Below are 22,422 nucleotides of genomic sequence, written 5' to 3'. Positions count from 1 at the left end.
GAAGCACCGCGAATCCCTCCGGGGGTCTCGGGGTGTGAGAGGGAACCCGGTGAGAATCCGGGACTGTCCCGCAGCGGTGAGTGGGAACGACCGCCGTCATCATGCACTGGGCATTTTGCCTGGGAAGCGACGGCCACTAGGTCCGGTGGATGCCACCGGGTGCCCGCGAGTCCGAAGACCTGCCGACTGTGTCGGGCACGCCGTGCCCGACGGTCCACCGCCTCGGGGAATGGGCGTGTAGGCCTTCTCGTGTCGCAGCATGCTTTGTCTCGGGCTCGAGAGGTGTACTCGTTTCTGCCGGTGGTGGTCCTTCCCTGCATGCAACTGGAGAAACACCGTGACCACCCTCTTCACCGCGACCGTACTGGGATCACCGCGTATCGGTCGGAACCGCGAACTCAAGAAGGCCGTCGAGGCGTACTGGGCAGGCCGCGCCGACGCCGCCGCCCTGGCCGCGGTCGGCGCCGACCTGCGCCGGCAGAACTGGACCGACCTGCGCGATGCCGGGCTCGATTCGATCCCGGTCAACACGTTCTCGTACTACGACCAGGTCCTCGACACCGCCGTCCTGCTCGGCGCCCTGCCCGACCGTGTCGCCGGCATCGACGACCACCTCGACCGGTACTTCGCCGCTGCCCGCGGCACCGACAGCGTCACCCCGCTGGAGATGACGAAGTGGTTCGACACCAACTACCACTACCTGGTCCCCGAAATCACCCCGTCCACCACGTTCACCCTGCATGCGTCGAAGGTGCTCGACGAACTCGGTGAGGCCCTCGAACTCGGCATCGCGGCCCGCCCGGTGATCGTGGGTCCGGTGACGTTCCTGCTGCTGTCGAAGGCCGTCGGCTCGGACGCGCCGCTGCTGGACCGGATCGACGAGCTGGTGCCGTTGTATGCGGATCTGCTGACCCAGCTCCACGACGCCGGCGCCGAGTGGGTGCAGATCGACGAACCGGCCCTGGTCGCCGACCACACCCCGGAGGAGATCGCCACCGCCAAGCGCGTCTACGACCAGCTGTCCGCCGTCGAAACCCGTCCCGCGATCCTGCTGGCGTCCTACTTCGGCAGCCTCGGCGACGCCCTGCCCGCGATCGCTTCGACCGGGGTCGAGGGCATCGCCGTCGATCTGGTCGCCGGATCCGACACCCTCGCCGCGGTTCCCGAGCTGACCCGCAAGCACGTCGTCGCCGGTGTCGTGGACGGGCGCAACATCTGGCGCACCGACCTCGAGAACGCCCTGACCACCCTCGGCACCCTGCTCGGCAGCACCGGATCGCTGGCGGTGTCCACCTCCTGCTCGCTGCTGCACGTCCCGTACACCCTGCGTGCCGAGAAGAACGTGGACAAGGCCCTGCGGTCGTGGCTGGCGTTCGGCACCGAGAAGGTCCGCGAGGTGGTCACGCTGGCCACCGCGCTCACCGAGGGCCGGGAGACGGTGGACGAGGAGTTCGCGCTGGCCCGGGCGGCGGCCTCGACCCGCACCACCGACCCGCGGCTGCGCGACAACGCAATCCGCGCCCGGCTGGAGACGATCCTGTCCTCCGACCCCGGCCGCTCCCCGGCTGATCAGCGACGCCCGGCCCAGGCCGCACTGGAGTTGCCGCTGCTGCCGACCACCACCATCGGCTCCTACCCGCAGACCACCGCGATCCGGGTGGCGCGAGCCGCGCTGCGCAAGGGTGAGATCGACGACGCCGAGTACCTGACCCGGATGCGCGCCGAGATCGCCGATGTCGTTGCGCTGCAAGAGGAACTGGGCCTCGACGTCCTCGTGCACGGCGAGCCGGAACGCAACGACATGGTGCAGTACTTCGCCGAGCAGTTGGACGGGTTCTTCGCCACCGAGAGCGGCTGGGTGCAGTCGTACGGGTCCCGGTGCGTCCGTCCGCCGATCCTCTACGGCGACGTGCGCCGTCCGAACCCGATGACCGTCAGCTGGATCACCTACGCCCAGTCCCTCACCCAGCGCCCGGTCAAAGGCATGCTCACCGGTCCGGTGACCATCCTGGCGTGGTCGTTCGTGCGCGACGACCAGCCGCTGGCGGACTCGGCGAACCAGGTGGCGCTCGCCATCCGCGACGAGACGGTGGACCTGCAGGGCGCCGGGATCCGGATCGTCCAGGTCGACGAGCCCGCACTGCGCGAACTCCTGCCGCTGCGGGCAGCCGAGCAGACCGCCTACCTGGACTGGTCCGTGGGGGCGTTCCGGCTCGCGACCTCGGGGGTCGCGGACTCGACGCAGATCCACACCCACCTGTGCTACTCGGAGTTCGGTGAGGTCATCGACGCCATCGCGAACCTGGACGCGGATGTGACGTCGATCGAGGCGGCCCGCTCGCACATGGAGGTCCTGGGTGACCTGAACGCCGTCGGGTTCGATCTCGGCGTCGGCCCGGGTGTCTACGACATCCACTCCCCGCGCGTGCCGAGCGTGGAGGAGATCGCAGCCTCGCTGAAGGAGGCGCTCGAAGCGGTTCCGGCGGAACGGTTGTGGGTCAACCCGGACTGCGGATTGAAGACCCGCGGTCCGGTGGAGGTGGAGGCGTCGCTGCGTAACCTCGTCGACGCCGCGAAGCTGGTCCGCGCCGGCCTCTGACACACCCCCTGTGAGTACTTGTTAACCGCCGGCGGTTAACAAGTACTCACGGGCCCGGGGCAAAGACCTTCCCCGGGTTCAGGATTCCGTGGGGATCGAGGGCGTTCTTCACCGATCGGTGCATGTCCAGCACGACCGGATCGAGTTCCTGGGCAAGACCTTCCATCTTCAGCAGACCGACACCGTGTTCGCCGGTGACGGTGCCGCCGAGTTCGAGCGCGGCGTCGATGATTTCCGCGAATGCCGCCTGCGCGCGGGCGCGGGCAGGCTCGTCGTCGCGGGGTGTGATGAGCAGCGGGTGCAGGTTTCCGTCGCCGGCGTGTGCGATGTTGGCGATCGTGGTCTCGTGGGCGATGCCGATCTGCTCGATGCGTGCAAGCATCTCGGGGACAGCCCGTTTCGGAATGCACACGTCTTCGGTGAGAACCGGTCCGAGCCGCTCCATCGCCGGGTAGGCCAGGCGGCGCGCGGCGAACAACGCATCCGCCTCCTCCTGGTCGGTGGACACGGCAGACCACGTGGCTCCGGCCTCGTCGAAGCACGACAGCATCTTCTCCGCCTCCTGGTCGCCGATGACGCCCGCGGTGTCGATGCGGCCGAGGAGAACGACGTTCGCCTCCACCGACAGTCCCATCTTCTTCCACGCATCGACGGCGATGAGGCACTGCCTGTCCACCAATTCGAGCGCCGACGGGGTGAGCCCCGCCGCGGCCACCGCGCTGACGGCCCGGCCCGCGTCGACGATGGAATCGAAGTAGCCGGCCACCGTGCGCTGCGGGTCTTGCAGCGGGCGCAACTTGACCGTGATTTCGGTGATGACGCCGAGCGTTCCTTCGGACCCGACCATCAGACCCGCCAGGTCGTAGCCGGCCACCCCCTTGGCGGTCTTGCGTCCGAGGCGCACGAGTTCACCTGTGCCGGTGACGATCTGCATTCCGAGCACGTAGTCACGGGTGACGCCGTACTTGACGCAGCACAGTCCGCCCGCATTGGTGGCGACGTTCCCTCCGATCGTCGACCACGGCGCGCTGGCCGGGTCCGGCGGATACCAGAGTCCGTGTTCGGCGCAGGCGGCCCGGAGATGATCGTTCACCACGCCGGGTTCGACGACGGCGTACCGCTCGAGGGGATCGATCTCCTTGATCGCGTTCATACCCTCGAGCGCGAGGACGACGCAGCCGTCGGTCGCGTTCGCCCCGCCGGACAGGCCGGTGCCGGCGCCCCGCGTGACGACGGCGGTGTCGTGCTCGAGGCAGGCGCGCACGACGGCCTGGACTTCGAGCGCCGTTCGGGGCCGGACGACGGCGAGCGGCGCCGCGTACGGCGCCCACTCCGCCTCGTCGTGCTGGTACCGGGCGACGACGTCGGGGTCGCGCACGACACGATCCGCCGGAAGGACTGCCAACAATGCATCGATCAACATGACGAAAACCAGTCCTTTGCGGGCGAGAAGGTGATGGTTCAAACGTAGCTGTGATCTGAATCTCGGCCAATGTAGATTCCATCTATCAAATCCAGGAATCCATGGATGGAGAAGCCAGTGAGCACTGCCGATCGCGGCTGGATGGAACTGCTGCTCGACGACGCACCCCTCGACGAACTCGAGACCCTCCGGCGCACGCTGATCGACGGCTCCACCCCGTCCGACCGGGCGACGGTCGAACGGGAGGCCAACGCCGCGCTGCGGCTGCGGGCACAGCTCGACCAGCGCCGGCAGCGCAGCAGGGAACTGGCGGCGCTCAACGACATCGCGGTCCGGCTGACGACGGTCCGCGACGACCGGGCGCTGCTGCAGGAGGTGGTCGACCAGGCGCGGCAACTGCTCGGGGTGGATCTCGCCTACATGGGATCGGTCTACGACGAGGAATTCGTCATCGAAGTCACCAGCGGGGCGCTGACCCCGAATCTCGTCGGCATCCGGCTGGCACTGGACGAAGGACTCGTGGGCCTGATCGTCCGCCGGTCCGCACCGGAGTGGACCCCCGACTACCAGAGCGAACCGGCCTTCCGGCACATCACGGGAGCCGACAGCGCGGCGCGGTCGGAGAACATGCGCGGCCTGCTCGGGGTCCCCCTCCGCGTCGCCGACCGCGTCATCGGTGCGTTGTTCGCGTGCAAGCGTCAGGAGCGGGCGTTCACCGAATCCGAGATCGCGCTGTTGTCGGCGCTGGCGGCGCATGCGGCGATCGCGATCGAGAACGTGCGCTCGCTGGAACGCGACCGAGACACTTTCGCACGGCTCGAAGCGGTGAACGCCGAATTGTCGCAGCGCACGAACGAACTCGAGCAGATTCTGCAGTGGGACCGGACGCTGACCCAGGTGGTGCTACTCGGCGCGGGAGTGCAGCGCCTGGTGCAAGAGGTCGCTCAACTCTCCCGGCAACCGGCATATTTCGTGCTGGACGAATCTGCCCTGCCGGTGGAACTGATGCAGCACGCGGACGATGTGACGGCGGCGGTCCGCGAGTTGCGCGCAGGCGGGAAGGACCACATCGCACGACGCGGGGTGCTGGCGCAACGCGTCGCGGCGGCCGGGGAGATGCTCGGCGCGCTGCTGTCCCTGGGCGCGGAGCAGCCGACCACGCGTCTGCTGCTCGAACGGGCCGCACCGGCGATCGCACTGTCGCTCGCCGAGGAACGCGCGGCCGGTGAGGCGATGCGTCGCGCACGGGACGCGTTTCTCGTCGACCTGCTGACGCATCCGGCCGCCACCGAGCAGGACGAACGCAGGCAACTGCGGTTGGCCGGTCTGAACCCCGACACGACGTACTGCATCGCGGTGGCGACCGCCGCCGGGCCGGACACGTCCATCCGCACCGCCCTCGAAAACTTGCCGCTCCCACCTGGAACCGTTGCGGCGGAACACGGCTCCCGCGCACTGGCCGTCGTCCCCGCCAAGAACTCCGCGTCCGTCCAGGCGGTGTTCACCTCCGGGCGGCTCGACGCGACGATCGGTATCGCGGAACCTGCGCGCGGTGCGAAGGCGCTCGCCCACGCGTACGTCGAAGCGCAGCAGACCGTCGACGTGCTCGACACCCTCGGACGCTCGGGGGAGGTCTCCTCCGCGCGCGGTCTGGGCATCTACCGGATCCTGCTGAGCCACCTGGCGCGTGAGCACCTCGACGAACTGACGGAGGCCCAGCTGGGGCCGTTGATGGCGGAGCAGTCCAAACGCGGGGTGCCGCTGCTGGAAACGCTGTCGGAGTATCTGGCGCACGGCCGTCACCACGCGGCGACCGCGTCGAGCCTCGGCGTCCACGTCAACACCCTGTATCAACGCCTCGACGCGATCGATCGCCTCCTCGGCCCGGACTGGCGCGACCCCGACAAGGCACTCGACCTGCAGGTGCTGATGCGGTTGCGGAGAACGGCGGACCTACTCGGCGCGCGAACTCGGTGACCCGGCTCAGGCGCTGATGCCGCCCGTGAGGATGGCGGCGAGTTCGGCGTACGCGTGCGCGTCGTCGAGCCCGGTGCTGTCGCGGACCCCGCGTTGCTGGATGCGGACCATCATGGTGGCGGCGAGGTCGGCGGCGAACGCGGCGTGCACGTCGCGGAAGTCGCCGGCGGCGACGCCCTCGGTGATCAACTCCTGGACCCGACCGGCCGCGAACTGCGTGTTCCGTTCGTAGACCTCCCGTGCCGGGGGGAAGGCGTCGAGGTCGGCCATGAACTGGTCGGACGCGGCCGCGAGTGCGTTGCCGACGGCCGACAGGTACGCGGTGATCCGCTCGCGGGCCCCGCCGATCGGCTCGATGCGCGACTCGACGTCCTCGGTCGCGCGGCGGAAGAAGTGCACCGTGGCGGCCCGGACCAGCTGCTCCTTGCTGCCGGCGAGGGTGTACAGCGTCGACTTCGAGCAGCGCAGCCGGTTCGCGATCTCGTCGAGCGTCAGGTGTGCGAACCCCTCGACCAGAAAGAGGTCGACGAGGGCGTCGAAGAGCTGGGTGCGCCGTCGGGTGGCGAAACCGGGTCGGGTGGGCTGCTCCATGACAGAAATAGTACTGGGAGGTGCCTTGCAGTACTATTTCGCAATCAGTACTCTGGGCCGTAATCCAGTACTGCTTTCCGTAGCCTTCCCGAGGAGACACCGTGGCCGTCGATCGTTTGCTGCCTACTGACGAAGCCCGTGATCTGATCCAGCTCACGCGCGACGTCGCCGACAAGGTCCTGACGCCGATCGTCGACGAGCACGAGAAGTCGGAGACCTACCCCGAAGGCGTGTTCGCCACCCTCGGCGAGGCCGGACTGCTGAGCCTGCCGTACCCCGAGGAGTGGGGCGGCGGCGCGCAGCCGTACGAGGTGTACCTGCAGGTGCTCGAGGAGATCGCCGCCCGCTGGGCCGCCGTCGCGGTGGCGGTCAGCGTCCACAGCCTCGCCTGCCACCCGCTGATGGCGTTCGGCACGGACGAGCAGAAGCAGCAGTGGCTCCCGGACATGCTCGGCGGCAACACCGTCGGCGCCTACAGCCTGTCCGAGCCGCAGGCCGGATCCGACGCCGCCGCACTGACCTGCAAGGCCGCCGCGACCGACGGCGGGTACGTCGTCAACGGCGCGAAGGCCTGGATCACGCACGGCGGCATCGCCGATTTCTACAACCTCTTCGCCCGCACCGGTGAGGGCTCGAAGGGGATCTCCTGCTTCCTGGTCCCGAAGGACACCGAGGGACTGACGTTCGGCAAGCCCGAGGAGAAGATGGGCCTGCACGCCGTGCCGACCACGTCCGCGCACTACGACGACGCCTTCGTGCCCGTGGAGCGGCGCATCGGCGCGGAGGGTCAGGGGCTGCAGATCGCGTTCAGCGCACTGGATTCCGGCCGGCTGGGCATCGCCGCCGTCGCCGTCGGACTCGCGCAGGCGGCCCTCGACGAGGCCGTGGCCTACGCCCAGGAACGGACCGCGTTCGGCAAGAAGATCATCGACCACCAGGGCCTCGGGTTCCTGCTCGCCGACATGGCCGCCGCCGTCGACTCGGCGCGCGCCACATACATCGACGCCGCCCGCCGCCGCGACGCCGGCCTGCCGTACTCCCGCAACGCGTCCGTCGCCAAGCTCGTCGCCACCGACGCCGCCATGAAGGTCACCACCGACGCCGTGCAGGTCCTCGGCGGTTACGGCTACACCCGCGACTTCCGCGTCGAGCGGTACATGCGCGAAGCGAAGATCACCCAGATCTTCGAGGGCACCAACCAGATTCAGCGACTGGTCATCAGCCGCACCCTCGCCGCGAACTGACGAACCCACCCCCGAAAGGCCTTCCGCACATGACCACCTCCGTGATCGTCGCCGGCGCCCGCACCCCGATCGGCCGGCTGCAGGGCTCACTCGCCGGATTCTCCGGCGCCGACCTCGGCGCCATCGCCATCGAGGGGGCGCTCGGCAAGGCCGGTGTCGCCCCGGACCGGGTCCAGTACGTCATCATGGGACAGGTCCTCACCGCCGGCGCCGGGCAGATGCCCGCCCGTCAGGCGGCCGCGAAGGCCGGCATCCCGATGAACACGCCGTCGCTCAACATCAACAAGGTGTGCCTGTCGGGGGTCGAATCGATCATCCTCGCCGACCAGTTCATCCGGTCCGGCGCGTTCGACGTAATCGTCGCCGGCGGCATGGAGTCGATGAGCCAGGCACCGCACCTGCTGCCCGGTTCGCGCGGCGGTTTCAAGTACGGCGACGTCACCCTCGTCGACCACATGGCCCTCGACGGATTGCACGACGCATTCACCGACCAGCCGATGGGACTGCTCACCGAGGCGGGCAACGACAGGGACGTCATCGCCCGCGAGGACCAGGACGCGTTCGCCGCCCGCTCGCACCAGCTCGCCGCGAAGGCGTGGGACAGCGGAGTCTTCGACGACGAGGTCGTCCCCGTCGAGATCCCCGCACGCAAGGGTGAGAGCACCTGGCTGCGCCGCGACGAAGGCATCCGGCCGGACACCACCGCCGAAACCCTGGCGCGGCTGCGGGGCGCATTCCGAGCCGGCGGCACGGTCACCGCGGGCAACGCGTCGACCATCAACGACGGCGCCTGCGCCGTGGTGGTGATGAGCAAGGAGCGCGCCGAGGCGGAAGGCCTGACGTGGCTGGCTGAGATCGGCGAGCACGGGATGGTCGCCGGGCCGGATTCGGGACTGCAGTTCCAGCCGTCCGGAGCGATCGCGAAAGCCTGTGATGCAGCCGGTATCTCACCGACCACGTTGGATCTGATCGAGATCAACGAGGCGTTCGCCGCGGTCGGGATCGCGTCCACCCGCGAACTCGGCGTCGACCCCGAACGCGTCAACGTCAACGGCGGCGCCATCGCCCTCGGGCACCCCATCGGAATGTCCGGCGCCCGGATCACCCTGCACCTCGCGCTCGAGTTGCAGCGCCGCGGAGGCGGCACCGGCGCCGTCGCCCTCTGCGGCGGTGGCGGACAGGGCGACGCCCTGATCCTGCGCGTCCCCTGATCTCGCATCGCGGCCGCACCGCTCAGCGCGGCTCCGTCGACGCGATCCGGACCGCGAGGAGGAGATTGACGACGTCCTCCACCCGCCGAAGGTCCTTGCCGGTGCGCTCGGCGATCCGACCCAACCGGTAGTACATCGTGTTCACGTGGATCTGTAGCGCGGAGGCGGCCTCCTTCGCGTTCATGTCGTGGGCGACGTACGCCGTCAGCGTCTCGATGTAGATCGCGCCCGCCGACAGGTCTTCGGCGATGAACGCGCGCAACTGGGGCTCGACGAGTCGGCGCGCGGTCGGGTCCGCGCGCCGCACCAGGTAGTCCAGCGGCGAGAGATCGTCGAAGATCTGGACCTCGCGCCGGCCTCCCAGGTGGTCGCAGGCGACCTGAGCCTCCAGCAACGCTTCGGCCGTCTGGTCGAACCCGCGGTGCGCCGAGCTGATACCGATCGACGCCGTGGTCCGGGTCGTCCCGAAGTCGGTGGCTGCGCGAGCGACCTTCTGCGACAGGGCGCCGGGGCTGAGTCGTTCGAGCGGGACGAGTCCGACGAGTTCCTGCCGCCACGGCACCAACATCCCCGACAGATGCCGGGAGAGCACCCTGCGTGCGTCGAGGATCGGATCCGCGTCGTCCGCCTCCGAGCTTGCCCGGCAGACGATGACGACGAACCCGGCGCCGTCCGCGAGCCCGGCCCGGCGCATCGCCTCCAGGCGGACCGGTACGGCGGGCACGTTCCCCGCGAGCAGATCCTCGAGACAGTCGAGTGCGATGCGCTCCTGGTCGGCCACGAGATATTGCTGCGCCTGCAGGTAGGTGGTCGCGGCGGCGGAGCAGCCCGCCTCGATCGTGCGCATGAGGTGCTCGACCAGGCTCAGTGCCGTTTCCTGCTGCCCCTCCGTCGATCGGACGAATTCGAGAACATACGACCAGAGGACGATCTGCCCGATGCGAAACGCGTGAAGGAAGTCGATCAGGGAGATGCCGTGCGCGACGCGCTCCGAGGCGTGCCCGGACGTGAACGCGAAATCGTCGAGGCGCGGATTCCGTTGTTCGATGACGCTGGTCGTGAACACCCCGAATACGGCGGTGACGTGGGCGACCACATCGTCGTACAGTCCGGTGGCGCGGTAGGACGGCAGTTCCGCCCAGATCGCGTCGGTGGCGGCTCGCGCGATCTCCGGATGGCGGTCGTGCACCCATTTCGCGAGATCGATCGCCGCGTCGTCGAACGGCCGCATCGCGCCGTGTGCTGTGGTCATCCCCCACGACCTCCGATACTGTCCACCCGCTGTGGCCAGGCTACAGCCCGAATTCAGACCTTCGGAACATTCCCACCAGGGGACTGTGGGCCGACCACAAACATCTTCGGTGTCGCACCACGATGAAGTGACGGCTGTCACGGCCTATGGTTGCCCGGACGACCCACGAGGCTCGCCGCCATTCGCGCGTGGGAGCCCGCCGCAATCTTCGAGGGAGTGACCCACGTGAGCTTCAAGAGCCCGTTTCCGGACGTCGAGATCCCGAACCTCAGTGTCTACGATTTCCTGTTCGGTCGGGTCGACCCGGCGGATGCGGAACGGCCCGCCCTGATCGACGGCGCCTCCGGTGCGGTCACCACCTACCAAACCCTGGTCGCGCAGATCGGCGGGGTCGCCGGGGCGCTGGCCGCCCGCGGCCTCGCGGTCGGTGAGGTGGTGGCCCTGCACTCACCGAACGTGCCCGCGTTCGCCGCGGTGTTCCACGGCATCCTGCGCGCCGGCGGCGTCGCCACCACCATCAACGCCCTCTACACCGCCGAGGACATCGCCAAACAGCTCACCGACTCGCACGCGAAGTTCCTGTTCACCGTCTCCCCGCTGCTGCCGCAGGCCCGGGCCGCCGCCGTCACGGTCGGAATCCCGGCCGAGAACGTGATCGTCCTCGACGGCGCCGACGGGCACCCGTCGCTGACCGATCTGCTCACCGAGGGCCACCCGGCCCCGGAGGTGTCGTTCGACCCGGCCACCCACCTGGCGGTGCTGCCGTATTCGTCGGGGACCACCGGCCGCCCGAAGGGGGTGATGCTCACCCACCGCAACCTGGTCGCGAACGTGTGTCAGATCAACCCGCGGATGGGCATCGGCGCCGACGACAAACTGCTGGCGGTGCTGCCGTTCTTCCACATCTACGGGATGACGGTGCTGCTCAACGCCGCCCTCTACAACCGGGCCGCGCTGGTGACGATGCCGAAGTTCGACCTCGTCGAGTTCCTCAGCATCGTCTCCGGGCAGAAGTGCACGTATGTGTTCATCGCGCCGCCGGTCGCGGTCGCGTTGGCCAAGCACCCGTTGGTCGACGACTACGACCTGTCCTCGGTGCATTCGATCTTCTCCGGTGCCGCCCCGCTGGATCAGGAACTGGGCAGGGCCGTCGCCACCCGGCTCGGCTGCCGGGTCCGGCAGGGCTACGGGATGTCGGAGATGAGCCCGGTCTCGCACGCGATCCCGTTCGACCGCGACGACATCGCCCTCGACTCGGTCGGCCCGACGATCGCGAACATGGAATGCAAGCTCGTCGACCCCGCCACCGGGCAGGAGGTCGCCTACCCGGCCGAGGGGGTCAGCGCACCGGGGGAGTTGTGGTGTGCGGGCCCGAACATCATGGCCGGGTACCTGGGCAACGAGGCGGCCACCGCGGAAACCCTGGACGCGGACGGGTTCCTGCACACCGGGGACATCGCGACCGTCGACGCCGAGGGGGTGGTGACGATCGTGGACCGGATGAAGGAGTTGATCAAGTACAAGGGGTATCAGGTGCCGCCCGCCGAACTCGAGGCGCTGCTGCTCACACACCCGCAGATCGCCGACGCCGCCGTCATCGGTGTCCTCGACGACGAGGGTGAGGAGGTGCCGAAGGCGTTCGTCGTCGCCCAGCCCGGTGCCGAGGGTCTGGACGAGGCCGCGGTGATCGCGTTCGTCGCCGAACGGGTCTCCCCGCACAAGAAGGTCCGCAGGGTCGAGTTCATCGACCTCGTCCCCAAGTCCGCCGCAGGCAAAATCCTCCGCAAAGACCTGCGCACGCGGGAAACGGCGGGTCAGTAGACCGCGATTCGACTCGCCAGGAGTGCCCACCTCCGGTGACGGTGAGTGCAGGCGCCGCCCAATCAGCAGCTCGGGCAGCACCTGCACTCCACCCCTCGCGTGAATCGCCTCATATGCCTGAGACGTGCGCGTTGTCATGTGACCACCATGACGGCCCCGACGCTACCAGAAAACAGGCCAATCGGTTTGTTTCATTCGCCAGGGGCAGACCAGCACGGCGCGGGCACGCGGGCTGAGGTCAATCTGCCGCGTACCAATTCGTTGACACCCCTGAGTCGTCACACACCTCAGCCGACCACGACCGAGTCACCCTGAACGGAGACGCTCCGTGGGGCGAGCGGAACGGACGCCGGACCGTTGTGCACGGACCCGTCGAGATTGAACTTGCTGCCATGGCACGGGCAATTGATGGTGCCACCGGAGACGTCGGATACGGTGCACCCCGCGTGCGTGCATGTCGACGAGAACCCGCGGAAGTCACCGCCGCTGGGCTGTGTGACGACAACATCGCCGAGCACCACGCCGCCACCGACGGGAACATTGCCGGTCGGCACGGTTGCACTCGCAGCCTTCACAGCTGGGCTACCGCCGCCGCCGGACGCAGACGACGCGCGAGTTCTGCTGAACAGAGCGCTACCGGCGGCCAAGGCGGCTGCAACACCCATACCGGCGATAACCGTACGACGCGGAAACGCCATCTGGTTGATCCGCAGGCTCTGCTCCTGGTTGAGTTCGTCGGACTGCATGGCGGTATCTCCCTGTCTGGGCTGGGGTCACGCGGGATCGATCACTGCGGCTCTCTCAATGGTTCTAACGCAGGACACACACGACTGGTTCAATGCGCGACGCCGGGCAGGCTGTGTCCGGCGGATGCCTGCGAAACCCTTCACCGTGCGCGGTCGGTCCGCCTTGCGGACGGCATTAGCGTCGCCGAAGTCGGCGACAAGATCAGCGCGACCCACCAGCAATGGAGGCGGCGCGGAGCCTCGCCGAGTACCGGCCACCGGTGGGATAATCCAACTAGGAGGATCGTCCACCCAAATGAAGCGATGCCCCTACAAAAACGTCGACCCCGGCCCAGGGCCTCAGGACCGCCCGAGTGCGCCGGGGTCGGCCCAAACGGACGGGCGCGGTCGTGCGGCAACCGCAACAGTCCTCTGACATGCGGTAACGAATCGGAGCCCGTCACCGACAAACCAGATGACGAAGCCTACGATGACGGACCCGAACAGCGGGCGCTGGACTCGGAAGCGAGCAGGCTGATGAACGAACCGCTGAGCACGCTGCCGACGAAGCACCGGGAGATCTTGATCCTCCAGCTCGTGGTCGGTACGTCAGCCGAGTAGACGGCCCCAATCGTGGGTAGTACCGCAGGAGCGGTCCGTGCGGCTCAACACGAAGCCATCGCATGCGACGAGGGCAGGTGAGAGGTTTGGTTAGGGGCATCCAGCGCAACGGCAATCCCGATGCCGATCTCCCAGGAGACGACGCACCGGTGGACGTCGCGGCTGTGCGCCGCGACGACGCGCTGATCGACGCGATCGCCGGTGGCGGTCCCGTCGCAACGGATTCGCCGGAACAGGACCAGCTCGCACTTCTGCTGACCAATTGGCGTGCCGACATCGTGTCGACGCCGATGCCGACCGGGCCGCTGCTCGACGACGTGATCGCGGCGATCGACGCCTCCGACGCCCGTTCCGCACGCAGCGCCGCCCGCGGCAAGCTCCGGCTGTTGCGACCCATCGCAGGCGCTGTCGCCGCGATCGCGGTCGTCATGGGCGGCGCCACCATCTTCTCGTACAACGCCGAACCCGGCGATCCGCTGTGGAGCGTCAAGTCGGTCGTGTTCAGCCAGCAGGCCGATTCGACCGTCGCGCAGATCGACACCACGTCCCAGCTGCAGGAGGCCGAACGGCTGATCGCCGCGGGCGACGCGGAGTCGGCGAAGAACCTGCTCGACGGCGCCGCCGACCGTGCCGGCGAGGTACGCGACGCTGACACGCGCAACGAACTCGACGCGTGGCGGGCGAAGCTGGCCGCGGAACTCGAGAAGATCGCTCCCACCCCACCCCCGGCGACGACAACGCCGGGAACCACCACCACCGGCGCGCCGACGCAGACCACCCAACTGCCTGCCACAGTGCAGGGGACACCCGGTTCCACGACGGTGCCGGGAGTCGGGCAGTTGCCGGGAACCCTGCCCACGGATCTACAGATTCCGGGACTGCCGCCCACTTCACTGCCGCCGCTACCCACCTTGCCGCCGCAGCAGCTTCCGCTTCCGCCCGAGACGTTGCCATCCACCAGCCCGGAACCCCCCATCACGGTGGTCCCGCCTCCGCAGCCGCCCCTGCCTGTCCCTTCCGACACCCCGACCACACAACCACCCCCGCCTGTGCCGCCGGACAACCCGACCACACAACCACCCACCCAGCTGCCGCCGCAGGAGCCTTCGTCGGCGCCGCTCCCGCAAATACCGCCGGAAAACCCGACCACAGAACCACCCACCCAGCTGCCGCCGCAGGAGCCTTCCTCGGCGCCGCTCCCGCAGCCAATCCCGACCAGCTGACTCGCTCCGCACTGAACATTCGATTTGATGCGCAACCCACGGCGAACCCCAAACCTACTGTGCACCAATGCTTCCTGATGCATCAACCTCACGGAAACGGGAGGGGCCGGAGGAATCCGGTCAGGAGCTTTGCCCAAGAGCCCGCCGGGGCGGCACCAGGCCTCGAGATCGGCGGCAACAGCAGCCGGATCAGAGTGCATCCCCGAGCGGGTGGGCGATATCCGGATCGACGTGCTCCGGTGATCGCAACGAGTTCGGCGGTCACCTGGCACCGAGCGAACTCGTTGGATTCACCATCTCCGGCGCATGTCGTGGGCGGTTGCCCTGCGCTAGCCGTGTCACCTCACCGTCGGAGGTATCCCGACGGCACCTTGGGTGTTTCGCAGCACGATTGCCACGAGATTCATCACGGCCGTGTTGCTGCCTATGCGGCCGGCGCCTTGGCCTGAGCGAGATGAAAGGCGTCTACGATCTCCGCCGAGATCCGGCCACGGGCCGATATATCGAGGCCCTCGCCGATCGCCCACTCGCGAATATCCCTGGTCGTCCTCTTCACCGGAGCCTTGCTCGCCGCCGCGCTGTTCAATGGAGCCGTCCTCGCGGCTGTCTTCTTCGCGGCCGTCTTCTTCGCGGCTACCTTCTTCGCGGCGACCTTCTTCACGGCCGGCTTCCCCGCGACGACCTTCTTCGCCCGAACCGTCTCTGCCTGAACCTTCTGTACCTGAGCGTCATGGAAGGCCCGCTCGACCTCGGCCGAGATTCGGCCACGGGAAGACACATCAAGACCGGCACCGATTGCCCACTCGCGAATATCGCTGGTCGTCTTCGCCGCCGGAGCCTTCCTCACGACAGGCTTCTCCGTATCTACCTTCTTCACGGCCGACGTCTTCACAACCGACTTCTGCGCGGCTATCTTCTCAGCAGCCGGCTTGCCCGCAGCGACCTTCTTCGCCGGACCCCTTGTTGCCTGAACCTTCTTTGGCTGACCCTTCTTGGCCTGAGCGCCCTCGAAGGCTTCTACGATCTCAGCCGGAATCCGACCACGGGCAGACACATCAAGACCCGCACCGATCGCCCACTCGCGAATATCCCTGGTCGTCTTCGCCGCCGGAGCCTTCTTCGCGGCCACCTTATTCACGGCTGCCTTCGTCACGGCCGCCTTCACGGTGGCCGAATTCTTCGCCTGAACCTTCTTCGCCTGAACCTTCTTCGCCTGAACCTTCTTCGCCTGAACCTTCTTCGCCTGAACCTTCTTGGCCTGAGCGTCCTCGAAGGCTTCTACGATCTCAGCCGGAATCCGACCACGGGCAGACACATCAAGACCGGCACCGATCGCCCACTCGCGAATATCCCTGGTCGTCTTCGCCGCCGGAGCCTTCTTCGCGGCCACCTTATTCACGGCTGCCTTCGTCACGGCCGCCTTCATGGTGGCCGAATTCTTCGCCTGAACCTTCTTCGCCTGAACCTTCTTCGCCTGAACCTTCTTCGCCGAAGCCGTCGTCGCCTGAACCTTCTTGGCCTGAGCGTCCTCGAAGGCTTCTACGATCTCTGCCGGAATCCGACCGCGGGGCGACACATCAAGACCCGCACCGATCGCCCACTCGCGAATCTCTCTGGTCGTCTTCGCCGAACCTTTCGAACCATTCGGTGACTGGGCCATCTTGTTCTCCTTCTTCGCGGGCAATCGTCGAACGCACACAGTAACGGCAAACTTCTCTCGGTAGTCAAAAAGCTCACCTGAGCTAACTTTTCGACGTCTCCAGCAATTACCTATCTGGGCAGGCCAACACGATACTCTGGGCTCCACAGCGCGACTCGCCCCCCGAAAGCCGCTTCCCCACCACCCCCGAAAATGCTTCGCCCGCTGCAGCATCAAATGCGTAAGCTGTGACGCATTTGGCGATGTGAGGTTTCAGCAGAGCGTGTGCCGAGTCACACCTGCACCGAGTCGTGAGGTCTGAAACTGTAAGCACACCATAACCGATGCAAATTACGTTCCTACCCTCACCAGTTGATTACCAAACACACACCCCAGACGTCGGCGAGTCACTATTCGCCCAAAGCCCTCCGCAGGCGACCCCAGGGGGCTTGCCCCAATCCAATGAACGTCCGCATTGCCCTCACCCCAGCCACGACGGTGATACGCGGTGATCGTCGTCTTCAGGACCTGCCCGCCATCGGCATCATCACCGCATCATTTGGTGCCCACCCTGGGCGGGTGACCCCGGCGGACCTGCTCGAGTCCATTCCGCCAACCTGGATGCATTGGCGACGTCGATCATCACCGACAGCCGTGATCCCCTAGCGCCCGGTTGGCGCTCGATGGGCGGCGGTGGTCTCCTTACTCAGCAGGTAACTCGCGTGCTCGACGAACTGCCCGGTCATCGGATGGCGATCGTTCCGGGGCCACGTGAGGTACACCTCCACCGGGGCGACATCGGGTAGCGCGGTGTAGCTGACGCCTGGATGCGGATGGCTGTATTCCGTGGCGACACTGGTTAACCCGATCGCTTCACCTGTAGCGATCGCGGTCAACCACTCGTCAACATTTGCAACGACCACCGTACTTTCAGGACGCTCGTTCGCCGGCCACAAATCCAAGTCAGCCGTTCCCGCGGTGGAGCACAGTGCAATGCGTCGCCTCGACAAATCGCTGAGTGACAACGGACCTGTCTGATTGAGCGAATCGTCCTCGGCAACCGCAACCATGCGATCTTCATACCCTAGGAGCACGTGTTCGAACGTGTCCGGACTGGGGAACGACGACCGGAAGAACGCAATGTCGACCTCGCCCTTCCTCAGGGCAAGTTCGGGGTTGTCGACCTGCCTGACAACGAGCGCCGCATCGGGATTTTCGTCCTTCCAGGTTCGTAGCAATGTCACCGTATGCCGCCCCAGCGCCGACCATGCGTATCCGACCCGCAGGGGAGCTGGTCCGGCCGTGGCCTCGGCGATGGCGTCGTCGACGCTCTGAAGTATGCGGTGTGCCCTTTCCCATAACCGCCTGCCTGCCGCGGTGAGTTCCAAGCTTCGTGTGGTTCGTTCGACCAACCGTGTTCCGACCCGATCCTCGAGTTGATTGAGTGTGCGCGACAACGCTGGTTGCGCCGTGTGTAAGGCGGCAGCAGCAGCCGTGATACTTCCCTCGTCCCCGATCGCCGCAAGCGCACGCAGATGCCGCAACTCGATATTCATAACTTTCAAGCATAACCGGTCGTCAAGAAGTATTTCTCTTCCTACTATCGGTGTCGATAACTTGGCCGCATGAACATCCTGCTTATCGGATCCACCGGCCGACTCGGATCTGCGGTCTACACCGCACTCGCAGATCGTGGCCACAAAATTGTCACCGCCAACCGCACTGGAGGCGACTTCCGTGCCGACATCACAGACCCTGGAGCCGTGGCCGCACTCTACGAGAAGGTGGGTGTACTCGACGCCGTCGTGAGCGCTGCAGGCGTCGTACCGTACAAGCCCATTCAGCAGATGACCGACGATGACTACTCCGCCGCGTACGCGGGTAAGGTCCGCAGCCAGGTGGAGTTGGTCCGCCAAGGGATCGACCGGGTCTCGCTTACGGGATCGTTCACCCTCATCACGGGCATCCTCGCGCGTACCCCCATTCCCACCGGGACCGCCGCGTCCCTCGCGAACGGGGCGGTCGAAGCCTTCGTTCGGGCCGCCGCGATCGAAATCGCCCCGCAGCGCATCAACGCCGTCAGCCCCACCGTGTTCACCGAGGCACTGGATGCGTACGGGGACTATTTCCCAGGCTTCTCCTCCGTCGATCTCGCCGACGTCGCGCAGGCCTACATCCGCTCCATAGAAGGCGCACAGACCGGTCAAATCTACAAACTTGACTAAGTCTCCGTGCTGAGAAACCCAGTCGTTCAGCGAAATCTCACTATTCCCTGTCAGGAAGCGATCCCGCCCTATGAGCACCACTTCCCCCATCCCGCAGCAACCCACGCAGGACGCGTACGACGTCGTCATCATCGGCGGCGCCACCAGCGGCTCTGCGATCGCCTGGTACCTGAGCACCAACCCCGACTTCACGGGCTCGATCCTGGTTGTCGAGCGCGACGCCGGGCTGACGCACTCCGCCACCATGGCAAGCAACAACTGTATGCGTCAACAGTTCGCCACCCAGATCAACGTCGAGATCGCCCAGTACGCGGCTGAATTCGTGAAGAAGTTCCGGGAGAACCTGGGTGGAGACCTCGCCATCCCGCACATTCCGATCCGGAACTTCGGGTACCTGTACCTCGCCGACAACGAGGAGTTCGCCGAGACACTGCGTGAGGATCAACAGCTTCAGGCATCATGCGGGGCCGGCACCGCGATTCTCGCGCGTGACCAGATCGCCGAGAAGTATCCCTTCTACAACCTCGACGACATCGTTGCGGGAAGCCTCAACACAGTCGACGAAGGCGCCTTCGACGCCCTGGCCATGGTCGAGTGGCTCCGCGGCAAGGCCCGGGAAAATGGTGCCGACTACATCGAGAACGAAGTCGTCTCCATGACCCGCTCGGGTGAACGCATCGACAGCGTCACGCTCGAGACCGGTGAGGTGATCAGCGCGGGAACGGTTGTCAATGCTGCAGGCACCCGCGCGGGACTCGTCGCGCAATTGGCGGGCGCGGATCTGCCGATCGAAGCTCGACGCCGCTACACCTACATCTTCTCCGCAGAGACTCCGCTGGATCAGGACCTGCCGCTGACCATCGATCCCACCGGCGTCCACATGAGGTCGTTCGGGGACGACAACTACCTCGCAGGGTGCCCGCCGAGGGATGGCGATCCTGCAGTGGGTTTCGATGATTTCGCCTATGAGGAAGGCATCTGGGAGACGAAGATCCTCCCGGTCATCACGAACCGCTTGCCGACAATCGGCGAGGTCACGGTGATCGATTCCTGGGTCGGCCACTACGAATTCAACACCTTCGATCACAATGCGATCCTTGGTCCCCATACCGAGGTCACGAACCTGCTGATGTGCGCTGGGTTCTCAGGTCACGGTAGCCAGCAAGCACCCGCCTGTGGTCGCGGTGTCGCCGAGCTGATCACTTACGGTGAATTCCGGACTCTCGACCTGTCCCCGCTCGCCTACGAGCGCATCGCCAAGAACGAGCCGCTGGTGGAACGGGCCGTCATCTGAGACCCACCGGCGCCACTTCTACTGTGTCGGAGGGAGCGACTACGTGGGCCGGGTTCTCGCTCGGCGCAGATTTGCGGGGACGGTGTCGCGGGCGCACGCGGGCGTCATACGAAGGCGCTGTGTCCGGTCAACGACCGTCCGACGATCAGGGTGTTCATCTCCCTGGTGCCCTCGTAGGAGTAGATCGCTTCCGCGTCGGCGACGAATCGGCCTACGTTGTGTTCCAGTAGTATTCCGTTGCCGCCCATCAACTCCCGCGCCCATCCGACGGTTTCACGCATGCGGACTGTACAGAATGCCTTGGCGAGCGATGAGTGCCGGTCTTCGGCGTGCCCCTGATCCTGCAACTGGGACAGCCGTGCACACAGGGCCAAGGACGAGGTGATGTTTCCGAGCATCCGCACCAGCAGGTCCTGCACGAGCTGGAAGCCGCCGATCGGCCGGCCGAACTGTTCACGAGCGCAGGCATATCTCAGCGCGTTCTCGTATGCGCCGCGCGCGCATCCGACCGCCATCCAGGCCACGCCCGCGCGTGTCAGTCGGAGCACCTCGGCGGTGTCCTTGAATGTGTTCGCGCCTTGTAGGCGGTTGTGCTCCGGAACCCGCACGTTGTCGAGCGTGATGAGCGCGTTCTGCACGATCCGGAGGGCGATCTTGTGCTCCTGCTTGTCCGCCGTGAATCCGGGCGAGGAGTTCTCGACGACAAATCCCTTCACCTGGCCGTCGGCGACATCCTTGGCCCAGATGACCGTGAGATCGCCGAACGTCGCGTTGCCGATCCATTTCTTCTGCCCGTTCAGGGTCCAGGTGTCACCGTCGCGTTCGGCGGTCGTGGTGAGCCCGCCCGACGCACCGGAGCCGACGTCGGGTTCGGTCAGCCCGAAGGATCCGATCTTCTCGTACCGTGCCATCGAGGGGAGGAAGCGTTCGCGTTGTTCGTCCGAACCGCACAGGTAGATCGATCCCATGGCGAGGCCGCCGTGCACGCCGTTGAAGGTGGCTATCGAGGAATCCGTGCGGGCCAGCTCCATCGCAATCATCCCGTCGAGCAGGTAGCTCCGTCCGGCACAGCCATGGCCCTGGTAGGGCACGCCGGCGATGCCGAGTTTCCGGAGTCCGGGCACGATCTCGAACGGGAAGGTCCCGGCATTCCAATGTGCGTTGATGATCGGGTCGACCTCGGTGGTCATGAAATCGCGCACGGAGTGCAGCATTGCGCGCTCGGAGTCGGAGAGCATCTGTTCGAATGCATAGAAATCCGATGTGTCGATGTTCGGACTGGGGCTCATGGGCTTACTCCTGGGTCGTGAAGGAAGGTGGTGATCACCGGCGCGAGTTCGGTGGCATTGGTGACCAGGTCGATGTGTCCGCCGGAGTGCAGATGGATGGTTGAATGTGGCAACAGCTGATTCATGATGCGGGCGTTGACCACGGGCACGATCGGGTCGTCGGTGCCCGCGACGAGGAGGGTCTGCTGCCTGATCGCGGGCAGCAGGGGCAGGCTCGTCCACACCGCTCCGGCGAGCAGTTGATGGAAGTAGCCGATCTTCGATCCGGCGTGCAGCTGCTGGAGGAAGAGCCCGGCAACGTCGTCGCCCTGCCGGCGCGCGGTGCCGCCGTACAGGTCGCCGGCGATCGAGGCCGCGTAGGCCGGGTCGCGGAACCTGCGCGGTGTCAGCATCTTGGCCAGTACCCGAGGGTTGCCGGGAACCATCACTGCGCCGGTGCCGGTCGCGGCCAAGACCAGTCGCCGGCACCGGCGCGGATTCTGGACGGCGAACTGCTGTGCCAGCGCCCCACCCCAGGACAACCCGAGCACGTCGACGACGCCGAAGTCGAGTTTGGTCAGCACCCGCCCCAGCATCCAGGCCAGGTAGGCAAACCCGTAGGGGGCAACGGACGCGGGGGATCCGCCGGTGCCGGGAACGTCGAACCGAATCACGGTGATCTCCGGATCCAGCTGCGCCACCAACGGATCGAGCACCTCGTAGCTGGCCCCGATTCCGTTGCACAAGACCAGCGGAACACGTCGGGTGCCGGCGGATCCGGGCCGGATGCTGACGCGGATCCGCTGACCGGCGGTCGCGACGAATCTCTCGGCCTCGATGTCCGCGTTCATCGGTACAGCACCACGACATCGGCGATGCAGGCCGGGCGTTCGGTGCCGTCGACCTCGTAGATCAGTCCGAAGACGACCTCGACGCCGGCGGGCTTGTGCTGGGCCGACGTGACGGTCACCGTTGCCCGGAGTTTGGCACCGACCGGCACCGGCGCCGGGAACCGCACCCTGTTCAGCCCGTAGTTCAGCGCGGCCTGCACGTTGTCGATGGTCAGAACGTCGGCGAGCACTCGCGGGGCCAGCGAGAGCGTCAGGTAGCCGTGCGCGATCGTCCCCGTGAACGGCCCCCGGGCGGCGCGTTCGGGGTCGGTGTGGATCCATTGATGGTCGCCGGTCGCGTCGGCGAAGAGGTTCACCTGGTCCTGGCCGAGTTCGTACCACGCGGTGGTTCCGAGGGTCTGTCCGGTCAGGTCGAGCAAGTCCGCCGGGTTGGCGATATGTGTGGTCATCGTCGTCTC

17 protein-coding genes, 1 pseudogene and 1 riboswitch are annotated in these 22,422 nt (G+C 66.6%); of the genes and pseudogenes, 9 read left to right on the top strand and 9 right to left on the bottom strand.

Features of this window, described 5'->3' with window-relative positions:
* Window positions 1–5 precede the first annotated feature (5 nt).
* A riboswitch (cobalamin riboswitch) is annotated at window positions 6–202 on the top strand.
* Between the two features lie 135 nt (window positions 203–337).
* Window positions 338–2,599 (top strand): 5-methyltetrahydropteroyltriglutamate--homocysteine S-methyltransferase, encoded by a 2,262-nt coding sequence (metE, locus tag CJ179_RS11575; RefSeq protein WP_095861574.1) that lies wholly within the window; start codon window positions 338–340, stop codon window positions 2,597–2,599.
* Window positions 2,600–2,645: 46 nt separating this feature from the next.
* Here metE and CJ179_RS11570 read toward each other — a convergent pair whose 3' ends face one another.
* Window positions 2,646–4,022 (bottom strand): FAD-binding oxidoreductase, encoded by a 1,377-nt coding sequence (locus CJ179_RS11570; RefSeq protein WP_095861699.1) that lies wholly within the window; start codon window positions 4,020–4,022, stop codon window positions 2,646–2,648.
* Between the two features lie 105 nt (window positions 4,023–4,127).
* Here CJ179_RS11570 and CJ179_RS11565 point away from each other — a divergent pair, with 105 nt between their 5' ends.
* The gene (locus CJ179_RS11565) at window positions 4,128–5,999 is read left to right on the top strand and encodes a GAF domain-containing protein (protein WP_179377564.1); all 1,872 of its coding nucleotides are present in this window, start codon (window positions 4,128–4,130) and stop codon (window positions 5,997–5,999) included.
* Between the two features lie 6 nt (window positions 6,000–6,005).
* Here CJ179_RS11565 and CJ179_RS11560 read toward each other — a convergent pair whose 3' ends face one another.
* The gene (locus tag CJ179_RS11560; RefSeq protein WP_095861573.1) at window positions 6,006–6,590 is read right to left on the bottom strand and encodes a TetR/AcrR family transcriptional regulator; all 585 of its coding nucleotides are present in this window, start codon (window positions 6,588–6,590) and stop codon (window positions 6,006–6,008) included.
* 101 nt (window positions 6,591–6,691) lie between these two features.
* Between CJ179_RS11560 and CJ179_RS11555 the strand changes: the two genes are divergently transcribed.
* Both CJ179_RS11555 and CJ179_RS11550 read left to right on the top strand, forming a co-directional pair.
* Window positions 6,692–7,834 (top strand): acyl-CoA dehydrogenase family protein, encoded by a 1,143-nt coding sequence (locus CJ179_RS11555; RefSeq protein WP_095861572.1) that lies wholly within the window; start codon window positions 6,692–6,694, stop codon window positions 7,832–7,834.
* A 29-nt stretch (window positions 7,835–7,863) separates the two neighbouring features.
* Window positions 7,864–9,045: an acetyl-CoA C-acetyltransferase gene (locus CJ179_RS11550; protein WP_095861571.1), complete on the top strand. Its 1,182-nt coding sequence runs from the start codon at window positions 7,864–7,866 to the stop codon at window positions 9,043–9,045.
* A gap of 22 nt (window positions 9,046–9,067) precedes the next feature.
* On the opposite strand, the gene CJ179_RS11545 is transcribed toward CJ179_RS11550, so the two are convergent.
* A complete protein-coding gene (locus CJ179_RS11545) occupies window positions 9,068–10,297 on the bottom strand; it encodes a CdaR family transcriptional regulator (protein ID WP_083395712.1) in 1,230 nt (409 codons plus the stop codon).
* A gap of 225 nt (window positions 10,298–10,522) precedes the next feature.
* On the opposite strand from CJ179_RS11545, the gene CJ179_RS11540 reads away from it, so the two are divergent.
* Window positions 10,523–12,118, top strand: a complete 1,596-nt coding sequence (locus CJ179_RS11540) for an AMP-binding protein (RefSeq protein ID WP_095861697.1) — start codon at window positions 10,523–10,525, stop codon at window positions 12,116–12,118.
* 287 nt (window positions 12,119–12,405) lie between these two features.
* Here the strand turns inward: CJ179_RS11540 and CJ179_RS11535 are convergent, their stop codons facing one another.
* Entirely contained in the window at window positions 12,406–12,864 is a 459-nt protein-coding gene (locus CJ179_RS11535) for a ubiquinol-cytochrome c reductase iron-sulfur subunit (protein ID WP_095861570.1), read from the bottom strand.
* A 426-nt stretch (window positions 12,865–13,290) separates the two neighbouring features.
* On the opposite strand from CJ179_RS11535, the pseudogene CJ179_RS52665 reads away from it, so the two are divergent.
* Window positions 13,291–13,545, top strand: a pseudogene (locus tag CJ179_RS52665) (RNA polymerase subunit sigma); the annotation flags it as partial.
* Complete coding sequence (locus CJ179_RS11525; protein WP_095861569.1) at window positions 13,542–14,687, top strand: anti-sigma-D factor RsdA; 1,146 nt, start codon at window positions 13,542–13,544, stop codon at window positions 14,685–14,687. The pseudogene CJ179_RS52665 and the gene CJ179_RS11525, both read left to right, overlap by 4 nt.
* Before the next feature lie 424 nt (window positions 14,688–15,111).
* Here CJ179_RS11525 and CJ179_RS11520 read toward each other — a convergent pair whose 3' ends face one another.
* A complete protein-coding gene (locus CJ179_RS11520; protein ID WP_373560137.1) occupies window positions 15,112–16,347 on the bottom strand; it encodes a histone-like nucleoid-structuring protein Lsr2 in 1,236 nt (411 codons plus the stop codon).
* Window positions 16,348–16,988: 641 nt separating this feature from the next.
* On the bottom strand, window positions 16,989–17,882 hold the full coding sequence (locus tag CJ179_RS11515; RefSeq protein ID WP_072947222.1) for a LysR family transcriptional regulator: 894 nt from the start codon (window positions 17,880–17,882) through the stop codon (window positions 16,989–16,991).
* Between the two features lie 69 nt (window positions 17,883–17,951).
* On the opposite strand from CJ179_RS11515, the gene CJ179_RS11510 reads away from it, so the two are divergent.
* Both CJ179_RS11510 and CJ179_RS11505 read left to right on the top strand, forming a co-directional pair.
* Window positions 17,952–18,551: a short chain dehydrogenase gene (locus tag CJ179_RS11510; RefSeq protein ID WP_095861567.1), complete on the top strand. Its 600-nt coding sequence runs from the start codon at window positions 17,952–17,954 to the stop codon at window positions 18,549–18,551.
* Between the two features lie 70 nt (window positions 18,552–18,621).
* A complete protein-coding gene (locus CJ179_RS11505) occupies window positions 18,622–19,845 on the top strand; it encodes an FAD-binding oxidoreductase (RefSeq protein ID WP_095861566.1) in 1,224 nt (407 codons plus the stop codon).
* Window positions 19,846–19,949: 104 nt separating this feature from the next.
* Here CJ179_RS11505 and CJ179_RS11500 read toward each other — a convergent pair whose 3' ends face one another.
* From CJ179_RS11500 to CJ179_RS11490, 3 genes are read right to left on the bottom strand one after another with little or no spacing between them, the layout of a single operon-like run.
* The gene (locus tag CJ179_RS11500; RefSeq protein ID WP_095861565.1) at window positions 19,950–21,134 is read right to left on the bottom strand and encodes an acyl-CoA dehydrogenase family protein; all 1,185 of its coding nucleotides are present in this window, start codon (window positions 21,132–21,134) and stop codon (window positions 19,950–19,952) included.
* Window positions 21,131–21,964, bottom strand: coding sequence for a poly(3-hydroxyalkanoate) depolymerase (gene phaZ / locus CJ179_RS11495; protein WP_095861564.1), 834 nt, complete (start codon window positions 21,962–21,964; stop codon window positions 21,131–21,133). Before phaZ ends, CJ179_RS11500 begins: the two co-directional genes overlap by 4 nt.
* Window positions 21,961–22,413 (bottom strand): MaoC family dehydratase, encoded by a 453-nt coding sequence (locus CJ179_RS11490; protein WP_072947226.1) that lies wholly within the window; start codon window positions 22,411–22,413, stop codon window positions 21,961–21,963. Before CJ179_RS11490 ends, phaZ begins: the two co-directional genes overlap by 4 nt.
* Window positions 22,414–22,422 lie beyond the last annotated feature (9 nt).

The organism is Rhodococcus sp. ACS1 (genome assembly GCF_002300155.1).
GTDB lineage: Bacteria > Actinomycetota > Actinomycetes > Mycobacteriales > Mycobacteriaceae > Rhodococcus_F > Rhodococcus_F koreensis.
The sequence above is the reverse complement of the archived record's forward strand: the minus strand, read 5'-3'. Positions and strand labels throughout refer to the sequence as shown.

Coding starts and splice junctions, on each gene's coding strand:
- CJ179_RS11570 (WP_095861699.1), bottom strand. CDS start 4,022: ATGTTGATCGATGCATTGTTGGCAGTCCTTCCGGCGGATCGTGTCGTG.
- CJ179_RS11565 (WP_179377564.1), top strand. CDS start 4,128: ATGGAGAAGCCAGTGAGCACTGCCGATCGCGGCTGGATGGAACTGCTG.
- CJ179_RS11560 (WP_095861573.1), bottom strand. CDS start 6,590: ATGGAGCAGCCCACCCGACCCGGTTTCGCCACCCGACGGCGCACCCAG.
- CJ179_RS11550 (WP_095861571.1), top strand. CDS start 7,864: ATGACCACCTCCGTGATCGTCGCCGGCGCCCGCACCCCGATCGGCCGG.
- CJ179_RS11545 (WP_083395712.1), bottom strand. CDS start 10,297: ATGACCACAGCACACGGCGCGATGCGGCCGTTCGACGACGCGGCGATC.
- CJ179_RS11535 (WP_095861570.1), bottom strand. CDS start 12,864: ATGCAGTCCGACGAACTCAACCAGGAGCAGAGCCTGCGGATCAACCAG.
- CJ179_RS11520 (WP_373560137.1), bottom strand. CDS start 16,347: ATGGCCCAGTCACCGAATGGTTCGAAAGGTTCGGCGAAGACGACCAGA.
- CJ179_RS11515 (WP_072947222.1), bottom strand. CDS start 17,882: ATGAATATCGAGTTGCGGCATCTGCGTGCGCTTGCGGCGATCGGGGAC.
- CJ179_RS11510 (WP_095861567.1), top strand. CDS start 17,952: ATGAACATCCTGCTTATCGGATCCACCGGCCGACTCGGATCTGCGGTC.
- CJ179_RS11505 (WP_095861566.1), top strand. CDS start 18,622: ATGAGCACCACTTCCCCCATCCCGCAGCAACCCACGCAGGACGCGTAC.
- CJ179_RS11500 (WP_095861565.1), bottom strand. CDS start 21,134: ATGAGCCCCAGTCCGAACATCGACACATCGGATTTCTATGCATTCGAA.
- phaZ (WP_095861564.1), bottom strand. CDS start 21,964: ATGAACGCGGACATCGAGGCCGAGAGATTCGTCGCGACCGCCGGTCAG.
- CJ179_RS11490 (WP_072947226.1), bottom strand. CDS start 22,413: ATGACCACACATATCGCCAACCCGGCGGACTTGCTCGACCTGACCGGA.